This is a genomic window from Solirubrobacter phytolaccae (genome assembly GCF_027587195.1).
Classification (GTDB): Bacteria; Actinomycetota; Thermoleophilia; order Solirubrobacterales; family Solirubrobacteraceae; genus Solirubrobacter; species Solirubrobacter phytolaccae.
The window spans coordinates 1-9,755 of record NZ_JAPDDP010000134.1 but is presented as its reverse complement, the minus strand read 5'-3'; the positions used below and the strand labels follow the sequence as shown (position 1 = coordinate 9,755).

The window sequence follows — 9,755 nt, the reverse complement described above, 5'->3', positions numbered from 1 at the left end:
CCGCGCGGCACGAGCGGCGGCGGCTCGGCCTGCGCCACGCCGGTGACCGGCGGGCCGGCTGGGGGCCGCCGCGCGGGCACCCTGCGCGTCACGCTCGCCAAGGGCCGCAAGGTGGTCGCGCGCAGCGGCTCGCGCACGCTCAAGCTGTCGAAGCGGCTCAAGCCCGGCGCCTACACGCTGACCGTCACCTACGGCAGCGCGAAGCGGGCGCTGCGGGTGACGTTCAGCCGATGATGCGCTCGGCCTCGTCGGCCGCGCGGCTGATGAGGTCGGCGACGTCCGCGTTGGACTGGCGCCACTTGCCGAGCACGTAGGCGGCGACGATGTCCGGGTCGGTCGAGTCGGGGCGCCCGACGCCGATCCGGACGCGGTGGAACTCCGCCGCGCCGAGCTCGCGCTTGAGCGACTTGAGGCCGTTGTGGCCCGCCAGGCCGCCGCCGAGGCGGGAGCGGATGTCGCCGAACGGCAGGTCGATCTCGTCGTGCAGGACGAGCACGCGATCGAGGTCCAGTTTGAACGAGCCGCGGGCGGGACCGGCCGAGCGACCGGCCTCGTTCATGTACGTCTGCGGCTTGAGCAGGGCGATCCGGGGACCGCCGGGGCGAGTCCGGCCCTCGGCCAGCTCGCCCGCGAACTTCTTCTTGGCGCGGGGCAGATCCCAGCGCCGGGCCAGCTCGTCGGCGACTTTGAAGCCGACGTTGTGTGGCGTCTCGGCGTAGCCGGGCCCGGGGTTGCCGAGCCCGACGATCAGCCAATCAACGGGTGTGGAGCCGAAGACCTTCAGGACTCGTCGGAGGAGTCGGCGGCGGGCGCATCGCCCTCGCCGGCGTCCGCGTCGCCCTCGGCCGCCGGGGCGTCCTCGCCCACGAGCGCCGTCTCGACCTCGATCTCCGGCTCGACCGGCTCAACGGTCGGCGGGGTGACCGTCGCGATGACGGTCTCCTCGAGGTCGTCCAGGAACGTGACGCCCTTGGGCGCGGTGATCTCGCTCAGGTTCAGCGTGGCGTTCATCTCGAGCGCCGACACGTCGTGCTGGATCGCGTCCGGGATGTCACCCGGCAGCGCCTCGATGTTGACCTCGCGCGTCTCCTGGTTGAGGATGCCGCCCTGGACGACGCCGGGAGCGACTTCCGCACCCACGAGATCCACGACGACCGTGGCCGTGATGGCCACGCTCATGTTCACGCGGAGGAAGTCCACGTGCATGATGTCGCCGCGCACCGGGTGGCGCTGGACGTCCTTGACCTGGACGGGGGCCTTGGAGCCACCGTCGAGGGCGATGTCGAGAATCGCGCCGGAACGGGCGAGCGTGTTGCGCAAGATGCGCGCGTCAACGGCGAAATGCGACGGCTCACCGTCGCCGCCGTAGATGACGCCGGGAACATTGCCCGCGCGACGTAGACGGCGGGTGGCGCGCGAGCCCTCGGGGTCGCGCGCAGTCAGTGAGAGAGTCGTATCGTCGGCCATGATCTTTAGGGTCACCGCGGGCAGGGTCCTTCGGCGCGGCAAGCGGCCGAGGATGGTAGCGAATCGCTGTCTGAGGGCTCGGGCTGAGGGGTATCCAGAGAGCAATGTCCCCCGACGCGGAGCTGCTCGTGATCTTCGGAGTCCTCCATCTTGTGGCCCTTGTTCTAGGCGGTGCGCTGTTCCTGCTGTTCCTACGGTCGGACAACGCATCTTCATGGTCCCCTGACGACGAGGACGACTCCGGAGGCGGCGGCAACGACCGCGTCTCGGACAAGCCGAAGACGTCACCGAACGGCGGGATCCCGCTGCCGTTCGCGATTCAGTCCGACAAGCGCCTGCGCGGTGCGCACGACAAGCTCGCCGATCCCGGCCGGCGTCAGGTCCGCACGCGCAAGACCCTCGAGCCGGCCGGACCGTCGCGCCGCCGGATCACCAACCGCTAACCGGCTGGTGGGAACTGGTTCGTGGCCTTGAACCAGCGCTGGATGTCGAAGAACGCGGGCTTCTTCACGCCGTCATAGGTGACGAGGCCCTTCTGGTGGATCGGGGCCGCCGGGCGCGGGTTGCCACCCTCCCAGCCCGGCCGGACCCAGAACTCGTTGAGCGCCCAATAGACGACGCCGCTGAGCCACGGCTTCGTGTTCATGACGTTCATCTGGTAGTTGATCCAGTCCTGCTGGAACGCCCAGGTGCCCTTCTCCTCGATCGGCCCGTCACGGTTGGCCTCCGCGCCGAACTCGGTGACCATCAGCGCCTTGTCCGGGTAGCAGGCGCGGACCGCGTCGAGGTAGCCCGAGAGCTTCGTGCGGTCGAAGATCTGCCCGCTCGGGCCGGGGTACCAGCCGAAGTAGTTGTTGAAGCCGATGACGTCGAGCGACTTGTACTGCGTCGCCTGGCACAGCGAGCTCGGGTACGCGGCGACCGCGAGGCCGACCGGGCGCGTCGGGTCCATCTCCTTGGCGAACTTGACCGCCGAGTCGATGTAGGCGACCTGCACCGGGCCGGGCTGCGACGAAAGCTCGTTGCCGATCGACCACAGCATCACGGACGCGTGGTTCTCGTTGGCGCCGATCATCCGCTCGAGCTCGTGCACCGCCAGCCGGCGGACGGACGGCTCCTTCAGCACGGCCGTGGAGACGCTGTAGACCGGGATCTCCTCCCAGATCAGCAGGCCGAGCCGGTCCGCGAGCTCGTGCGTGTACGGGTGGAACGGGTAGTGCGTGCGCAGCACCGTGCCGCCCGCCTCACGGGTGAGGTTGACGAGCTCCTCGCGGCGCGCGTTGTCGATCGCGAAGCCGGCCGCCTTGGACTCCTCGTGCAGGCCCATGCCGCGCACGTTCAGCGGCGCGCCGTTGAGGAACAGGCGCCCCTGCGAGACCTTGATCGAGCGGACGCCGCTGTGCAGGTCGTAGCCCGCGACCTTCTTGCCGTCCACGCGGACGGTGAAGCTCACGTCGTAGAGGTTCGGCGTCTGCGGCGACCACAGCTTCGGGTTGCTGATCCGGATCGAGTCGCTGAACGCCGCGATCCCCTTCGGGCCGAGTGACTTCGTCCCGAGGTTCACCTTGCGGTCCCCGAACTTGCCGGTGATCGAGACGCGCTGGCCGCGATTGGTGACGTTGCGCAGGTTGATGTTCATGCGCACCGTCGCGTCGCACGTGCCGCAGTCGATCTCGGGACGGACCTGGACGCGCTGGAAGTCGACCGTGTCCAGCTTCTTGAGGTAGACCTCGCGCTGGATGCCGGAGTAGTTCCACCAGCCGCCGGACGGGACGCCGTCGGCGTTCGTGCGGGCGGGCGGGAAGTCACGGTCCAGGCGCTTGGAGTCCACGCGCACGACCAGGCGGTTCGTGCCCTTGCGCTTGAGGCCGGCGGCCTGGATCTCGAACGGGATGTAGGCGCCGGTGTTCTCGCCGATCGGCTTGCCGTTCAGCCACACCCGCGTGCGGTAGTTGACCGACTCGAAGCGGAACGCCCACGCCAGCGCGCTGTCCGCGCTCGGGAGCTCGAAGTCCTTGCGGTACCAGCCGATCCCGCCGGCCATCGACTCGTTGGAGGCGTCACCGAGGTTCCACACGTTCGGGACCTTGACGGTGTTCCAGCCGGCGGTCGACGTCGTGCGCATCCAGCGCTGGTTGATGCCCTGGTCGGCGTCGTCCTTGCGGAAGAGCCAGTCGCCGTCCAGCAGGTACCGACCCTGGGGCCCGTCCTGGTAGAGGGCTTGCTCGTTGGGCTTGTCGGCGGCGTGCGCGCTGCTCGGGACGCAGAGCAACAGCGCGAAAAGTGGCAGGAGGAAACGCAGGCGGACCATCACGGCGAATCTCAACACGGGATCCGGCGGCAAGTTGTGCTGTTCACGGACAGGCCTCTTCGTTGCCGATCGGCGCCGAGATGGAGAGCAGCTCGACCTTCGCGCCGGAAGCCGGGCCGTCGCGGCGCACGCGCACGCACTGCACGATCGGGCCGGAGTTGCCCGCGCGCCACGCGACGCGCCCCGTGCCGGTCACGGTGGTGAGTGGCGCCTGGACGCTCGGCTTGTACTGGAGGATCTCGACCTCGCCGCCGCGTTTGAGCTTGTTCACGAACGCGGTCGTCGCGGCCACGCAGGCGGACTGGCGCGCGCACGCGGGGACGGCGTTCAGGACCGCGCGAACGTCACCGCGGGCCTCGGCCTGGGCGACTTCCAGCACGCGGCTGCGCTCGGTGCCGGTGGCCGCGAGCGTACGGGCCAGCAACGCGCTGATCCCCACGAAGAAGAACAGCGCGAAGCCGAGGACGATGAGAACGCGGGTCCGGCGCAGAGGCCGGGAAGTTAGTACACGCGGCCGAAGGACCACGCATTCCGGCGGGCCCCGCCCGCCGCTGCCGTGCGGCGGCCGCCGCACACGTACCACCAGTATGCGAGCGGCGACCGCCGCGGGCAGCGACGACCGGTGCAGTCGCCGGGTTATGCGCGGTCCTCGCGGCCGCGCGTACTATCCGGTCTGGTGGAAGTCGTCGCCCGACAGCTCGAGGAACCGCTGCACCGAGGCCTCTTGGCGGCCCAGCTGCTCGGCCAGCGCGTGGGCGTGCTCGGCGGCGAGCTCGAGGAACTCCGTCAGGCAGCGCTCGGGGTCGTCCGGGAGCGGATACACGCGCACGACGTCCTGCTGGCCGACCGCGATCCCCATCGGCGGGCGCCCCGCGGTGAGCGAGCGGGCGCTGCACACGGGCGTGACCACGATCTGCTTCTCCGGGCTGACGAGCGCGGTGGGCAGCAGCCGGTGGGCGGGCAGGCGGATGTCCAGGCGGATCCGGCGATCCACGCGGACGCGGTCGTGCGCGAGATCCTCCAGCGGCTCGCGCCAGACGTCGAGCACCGTGTCCGCGCCGATGAGCGCGTCGCGCAGCGCGGCGGCCTGCTCCTGGAAGAGCCGCTCGGCCTCCTCGCGATCTCCGGCCTCGGCCAGATCGAGATCGCAGGGCACGCGCATCAGCTCGTCCTTGCTGACGGCCTCGCCGGCGCCGCGGCCGCCGTGGGCGACGTAGGTCTGGATCGTCCCGAGGTCCTTGCGACCGTGGAACACCACCGTCAGGGCCTCGGAGAGGGCGAGCGGCGTGACGCGCAGCGCGACTGAGGCGGCAGCCTCGGCGTCGAGCAGGGCTCGCTTGAGCAGGTCGTCAGAGTGATCTTCGTTCATCGCGTCCGTCCTTGAGCGAAGTATCGGCGTTCGTGCTGAACATCATTACCGCCCGCCGGTCGGAATAGGCCACCGCCGATTGGCCAGGCCGTCGGAACGGGTAAGGTCGGCCACCGATGAAGTTCATCTACAAGCCGATCGGCATTTTTCTGGGCATCGTCGCCGGCCTGTTGGGCAAGCGGATCTTCAACTTCGCGTGGACGAAGATCGACGATCAGGAGCCGCCCAAGGGCACGACCGAGCAGGCGCCGTGGGTCAAGATCATCGGCGCCGCGGCGCTGCAGGGCGTGATCTTCAAGACCACGCGGGTCGTGGTCGACCGCTACGGCGCCATCGGGTGGAACTACCTCACAGGTTCGTGGCCGGGGGAACGTCGCCCCGACCCGGACGACGACTGATCAGTCGCCGCGCTTCCTGATCCTGAAGCCGCGTTCGCGGTAGTCGTTCAGCTCGTCCTCGAAGCCCGCGAAGTCTCGCTGCAAGAGCAGTTGCAGCGGGCGCCCGCGCACCCACGCCTTCGGCGGCGGCTCCTCGCCGATCAGCTGCAGGAGGGTCTGGACCTCCGGCCGGTAGTCCTCGTCGCCGGTGATCACGGCGAGCGGGTCCGAGTCCAGGATCTGCAGCAGCTCCTCGTCGGTGAGGCCGAGGAGCAGTTGCAGGCGTTGCGTGCTCAGAACAGCTGGTTCTCGCCGCCGAACACCTCGGCGACGGAGTCGTCGGTGAAGATGCGGCGGACGCTGTCGGTCAGCAGGTCGGCCACCGAGAGCACCGTGATGTTGTCCGGCGCGTCCTTGGGGACCGGGATCGTGTCCGTGACGACGATCCGCTCGAACGGGCTCGCCGCGAGGTTCTCGAACGCGTTGCCCGAGAGCACGGGGTGCGTCGCGGCGGCGAAGACGCGCTTGGCGCCCTCGTCCTTGACGGTCTCCCCCGCGGCCCGCAGCGTGCCGGCGGTGTCGATGATGTCGTCGACGATCACGGCGGTCTTGCCCTTGACGTCACCGATCACGTAGGAGATCTCGGCGACCTGCTGGGCGGGGCGTTCCTTGTTGAGGATCGCCAGTTCCGCGCCGACCTTCTCCGCGAACTTCTTGGCCAGCTTCACGCGGCCCGCGTCCGGCGACACGACGACGAGGTCCTCGAGCTGCTGGTCGTTGAAGTACTGCGTGAGGATGAACATCGCCGTCATGTGGTCCACGGGCTTGCTGAAGAAGCCCTGGACCTGGCCGGCGTGGAGGTCCATCGTGAGCACGCGATCCGCGCCCGCGGCCTCGAGCATGTGCGCGACGAGGCGGGAGCTGATCGGCTCACGCGGAGCCGACTTCTTGTCCTGGCGGCTGTAGCCGAACCACGGCGTGACGGCGATCACGCGGTGCGCCGACGCGCCCACCGCCGCGTCGATCATCACCAGCAGCTCCATCAGCGCGTCGTTCGCGGTCACACCCGTGGCGGCGTTGCCGCACGTGGGCTGGACGATGAACACGTCAGCGCCTCGGATCGACTCCTCGTAGCGGCAGTAGACCTCGCCGTTGGAGAACGTCTTGAGGGTGACTCCACCCAGGCCCAGCCCGAGTTTGTTGGCGATCTTCGCGGCCAGCTCCGGATTGGAGCGACCCGAGAAGAGCATCAGCCGCTTGTCATAGCCGCTGAGCGGCAGTGACGTGGCCGATGAGGGGCGAGATGACAAGGCACTCACGGCATGCGGAAGTGTACGAGGGGCGCCGGTCGTCACGGCTTGCGCCGGTCCGCATAGTCCGCGATATTCGTTTGGCGGGCGCGGGCTACGCCGAGGGCATTGGCCGGAACGTCTTCGGTGATGACGCTACCCGCTGCTGTGAACGCGCCATCGCCCACCTCGACCGGGGCCACAAAGGCCGTATCGACGCTGGTTCGCACGTTGCTCCCGATTCTAGTGCGGTGCTTCTTGCGTCCGTCGTAGTTCGCGGTGATGTTCGAAGCGCCGATGTTCGTGTTCTCCCCGATATCGGCGTCGCCGATGTACGACAGGTGCGGGACCTTCGAACCTCGGCCGATGTTCGAGTTCTTGATCTCCACGAACGCGCCGGCCTTGGCGTTCTGGTGCAGGTGCGCGTCGGGGCGCAGGTAGGCGAACGGGCCGATCGTGCCGAAGTCGTCGACGCGTGCGGACACCAGGTAGGAGTGCGGGACGGACACGCCGTCGCCGAGCTGGGAGTCGATGATCGTCGTGTGCGGGCCGATCGCGCAGTCGGCGCCGATCGACGTGTTGCCCTTCAGGGACGTGCCCGGCTCGACGACCGTGTCCTGCCCGATCGTCACGTCGGCGTCGATGTGCGTGGACTTGGGGTCCAGGATCGCCACCCCGGCGCGTTGCAACTCGTCGTGGATGCGCTGCTGCGCGATCTGGCGGACCTCCGCGAGCTGCACCCGGTCGTTGACGCCGAGCGTGAGCGTGTGGTCCGTGATCAGGTGCGCGGCGATCGTCTTGCCGGCGGCCTTGAGCTGCGGGAGGACGTCGGGCAGGTACAGCTCGCCCTGCGCGTTGTCGGGCTCGAGCCGGTCCAGCGCGTCGAGCAGCGCCGCGCCCTGGAAGGCGTAGATGCCCGTGTTGACCTCACGGATCTCGAGCTGCTCGGGGGTCGCGTCGCCCTCGCCGGACTTGGCCTCGACGACCTTCTCGACGTTGCCCGTCTTGTCGCGCACGACCCGCCCGTACTGCCCGGGGTCGTCGAGCTCCATCGTGGCCATCGTGCCCGCGGCCTCGCTGTCCTCGTGCGCTTTGACGAGCGCATCGATCGCCGCGGCGGTGATCAGCGGCACATCCCCGGCGAGGATCACGACCGTCGTGTCCGGGTCGATGTGCTCCGTCGCGGCCTGGACCGCGCCGCCGGTGCCGTTCGGCTCGGGCTGGACGGCGATCTCGACCCCGTCGGGAAGACGATCCTCCAGACGTCGCTTGGGGTTGTCGACGACGACGACCTTGCCGGCCCCGGCCTCCTGCGCGGCGGTCACCGGCCACAGGATCAGCGGGCGACCGCAGAGCGGATGCAGGACCTTCGGCAGCTTGGAACGCATGCGCGTTCCCTCGCCGGCGGCGATGATGACGACGGTGGGCGCGGACACCGCTCGCATCGTAGTATCTGCAGTCAGCTCGATCCCTAGACCAAAGGGATATCTTGAGTGATGGGGGGTCGTCCAACTGGTCAGGACACGGGGTTTTGGTCCCCGGGATCGGGGTTCGAGTCCCTGCCCCCCAGTCCATCCGAGACGCGTGCGAACATACGTTCGTGCCGCGCTACTCGGAAGCAGAGGTTCGCGAGGTCGTCGCTCGAGCTTCGACCCTGACGGAGGTGTTGCGCCACTTCGGGCTGCGCCCCGCGGGTGGCAACTTCCGCCTGCTCAAGCGCTGGCTCGAAGCGTGGGAGATCTCGACTGCGCACTTCGAGGGCACGCCCGCTCCCCGCCGGAGGGCACCGATCCCGCTGCCGGAGGTGCTCGTGCCGAACTCGACCTACCAGCGCACGCAGCTCAAGAAGCGCCTGTACGACGAAGGGCTGAAGGATCGGAGGTGCGAGCTGTGTGGCCAGGACGAGGAGTGGCACGGCCGGCGCATGGCCTTGATCCTCGACCACATCAACGGCGTGGCCGACGACAACCGGCTCGAGAACCTGCAGATCGTCTGTCCGAACTGCGCGGCGACGTTGGACACGCATTGCGGCCGGGCGAACCGTCGGCCGCTGGAGGAGCACGCGTGCTTGCGCTGTGGCGCGGCCTTCAGGCCGCAAAGCCCACGCCAGCGCTATTGCTCACGCGAGTGCGGCATGCGCTGGGACCGCTCGGGACGCCCCATCCCTGGCGCCCGGCGAGTGGAGCGGCCACCGTACGAGGTACTCGTGGCAGAGGTCGCGGCGGACGGGTGGAGCGCCGTCGGGCGGCGGTACGGGGTGAGCGACAACGCCGTGCGCAAGTGGGTGCGGGCGTACGAGCGTGAACGCGCCGCGTCGGATGGTGAGGTCGCGCCGCGGGGCGTAAGAGTTTCGTCGGGAGACGTCGATTGATTGCTTCGAACCCCTAGGCTGGCGCCTTCATGCGTTTGCTTCCGGTTGCCGCCGCGGTCGCGGCTCTGCTTGTGCCCGCCGCTCCGGCGTTTGCGGGTGATCCGACGATGCCGCTGTGGCAAGTCCATGCGGGCATGCGCTGCACGGGCTATTCCGTCATCCAAGGGACGGCGATCAGCACGTTCGACGTCGACGTGCTGGACGTGGCGGCGGGTGAGGCGACGGGCAGCAGCGGCCGGATCCTGATCGGCGTGTCCGGGCCGGCCGTGGACGCGACCGGGATCGGGCCGGGCTTCTCCGGCTCGCCGATCTACTGCGCCGACGAGGCCGGTGTGCAACGGGTGATCGGCGCGATCTCCGAGTCGATCAACGAGTACGGCGGCAAGGCCGCGCTGGCGACGCCGATCGACGCGATCATCGGCACGCCGGTCGACGTACCGGGCCGGACGAACGCGACGAGCACGAAGACCGCGAAGGCGAGCGGCGCGGCGCACGCGGCCACGGCCGGCGGGGCGAAGGCGAGCGGCGCGGCCGGGGCGGGCGGCGCGAAGGCGCGCGCGAGCAAGTCGGA

12 protein-coding genes, 1 tRNA gene and 1 pseudogene are annotated in these 9,755 nt (G+C 69.3%); 6 read left to right on the top strand and 8 right to left on the bottom strand.

Going from position 1 to position 9,755, the window contains the following annotated elements; all coding sequences use genetic code 11:
* Positions 1-234 (top strand): hypothetical protein (locus OJ997_RS35645; RefSeq protein WP_270030221.1); only part of this gene is annotated, 234 nt, incomplete at its 5' end.
* Here OJ997_RS35645 and pth read toward each other — a convergent pair.
* Entirely contained in the window at positions 224-748 is a 525-nt protein-coding gene (gene pth / locus OJ997_RS35640) for an aminoacyl-tRNA hydrolase (protein ID WP_270030222.1), read from the bottom strand. The genes OJ997_RS35645 and pth overlap by 11 nt on opposite strands.
* Positions 749-780: 32 nt before the next feature.
* Positions 781-1,467, bottom strand: coding sequence for a 50S ribosomal protein L25 (locus tag OJ997_RS35635; RefSeq protein ID WP_270030220.1), 687 nt, complete (start codon positions 1,465-1,467; stop codon positions 781-783).
* A gap of 104 nt (positions 1,468-1,571) precedes the next feature.
* Between OJ997_RS35635 and OJ997_RS35630 the strand changes: the two genes are divergently transcribed.
* Positions 1,572-1,910, top strand: coding sequence for a hypothetical protein (locus OJ997_RS35630; RefSeq protein ID WP_270030219.1), 339 nt, complete (start codon positions 1,572-1,574; stop codon positions 1,908-1,910).
* On the opposite strand, the gene OJ997_RS35625 is transcribed toward OJ997_RS35630, so the two are convergent.
* The 3 genes from OJ997_RS35625 to OJ997_RS35615 form a co-directional block, all read right to left on the bottom strand.
* Positions 1,907-3,778, bottom strand: coding sequence for a glycoside hydrolase family 2 protein (locus OJ997_RS35625; protein ID WP_270030218.1), 1,872 nt, complete (start codon positions 3,776-3,778; stop codon positions 1,907-1,909). The two genes, OJ997_RS35630 and OJ997_RS35625, sit on opposite strands and share 4 nt — an antisense overlap.
* Positions 3,779-3,821: 43 nt before the next feature.
* Positions 3,822-4,202 (bottom strand): hypothetical protein, encoded by a 381-nt coding sequence (locus tag OJ997_RS35620; RefSeq protein ID WP_270030217.1) that lies wholly within the window; start codon positions 4,200-4,202, stop codon positions 3,822-3,824.
* Between the two features lie 240 nt (positions 4,203-4,442).
* A complete protein-coding gene (locus tag OJ997_RS35615; RefSeq protein ID WP_270030216.1) occupies positions 4,443-5,147 on the bottom strand; it encodes a hypothetical protein in 705 nt (234 codons plus the stop codon).
* A gap of 116 nt (positions 5,148-5,263) precedes the next feature.
* Between OJ997_RS35615 and OJ997_RS35610 the strand changes: the two genes are divergently transcribed.
* On the top strand, positions 5,264-5,545 hold the full coding sequence (locus OJ997_RS35610; RefSeq protein ID WP_270030215.1) for a DUF4235 domain-containing protein: 282 nt from the start codon (positions 5,264-5,266) through the stop codon (positions 5,543-5,545).
* Here the strand turns inward: OJ997_RS35610 and OJ997_RS35605 are convergent, their stop codons facing one another.
* The 3 genes from OJ997_RS35605 to glmU form a co-directional block, all read right to left on the bottom strand.
* Positions 5,546-5,740: a hypothetical protein gene (locus tag OJ997_RS35605; RefSeq protein ID WP_270030214.1), complete on the bottom strand. Its 195-nt coding sequence runs from the start codon at positions 5,738-5,740 to the stop codon at positions 5,546-5,548.
* Between the two features lie 77 nt (positions 5,741-5,817).
* The gene (locus tag OJ997_RS35600) at positions 5,818-6,774 is read right to left on the bottom strand and encodes a ribose-phosphate diphosphokinase (protein ID WP_270030212.1); all 957 of its coding nucleotides are present in this window, start codon (positions 6,772-6,774) and stop codon (positions 5,818-5,820) included.
* A gap of 101 nt (positions 6,775-6,875) precedes the next feature.
* Positions 6,876-8,249: a bifunctional UDP-N-acetylglucosamine diphosphorylase/glucosamine-1-phosphate N-acetyltransferase GlmU gene (gene glmU, locus OJ997_RS35595; protein ID WP_270030211.1), complete on the bottom strand. Its 1,374-nt coding sequence runs from the start codon at positions 8,247-8,249 to the stop codon at positions 6,876-6,878.
* Positions 8,250-8,310: 61 nt separating this feature from the next.
* Between glmU and OJ997_RS35590 the strand changes: the two genes are divergently transcribed.
* The 3 genes and pseudogenes from OJ997_RS35590 to OJ997_RS35580 all read left to right on the top strand — a co-directional run.
* Positions 8,311-8,383, top strand: a tRNA-Gln gene (locus tag OJ997_RS35590).
* Positions 8,384-8,476: 93 nt separating this feature from the next.
* On the top strand, positions 8,477-9,184 hold the full coding sequence (locus tag OJ997_RS35585; protein WP_270030210.1) for an HNH endonuclease: 708 nt from the start codon (positions 8,477-8,479) through the stop codon (positions 9,182-9,184).
* Between the two features lie 29 nt (positions 9,185-9,213).
* A pseudogene (locus OJ997_RS35580) lies at positions 9,214-9,755 on the top strand (hypothetical protein); the annotation flags it as partial.

Bases quoted from the DNA above. Each gene is read 5' to 3' on its own strand.
- OJ997_RS35635 (WP_270030220.1), bottom strand. From the start codon at position 1,467: ATGGCCGACGATACGACTCTCTCACTGACTGCGCGCGACCCCGAGGGC.
- OJ997_RS35610 (WP_270030215.1), top strand. From the start codon at position 5,264: ATGAAGTTCATCTACAAGCCGATCGGCATTTTTCTGGGCATCGTCGCC.
- OJ997_RS35625 (WP_270030218.1), bottom strand. From the start codon at position 3,778: ATGGTCCGCCTGCGTTTCCTCCTGCCACTTTTCGCGCTGTTGCTCTGC.
- OJ997_RS35630 (WP_270030219.1), top strand. From the start codon at position 1,572: ATGTCCCCCGACGCGGAGCTGCTCGTGATCTTCGGAGTCCTCCATCTT.
- OJ997_RS35615 (WP_270030216.1), bottom strand. From the start codon at position 5,147: ATGAACGAAGATCACTCTGACGACCTGCTCAAGCGAGCCCTGCTCGAC.
- OJ997_RS35600 (WP_270030212.1), bottom strand. From the start codon at position 6,774: ATGCTCTTCTCGGGTCGCTCCAATCCGGAGCTGGCCGCGAAGATCGCC.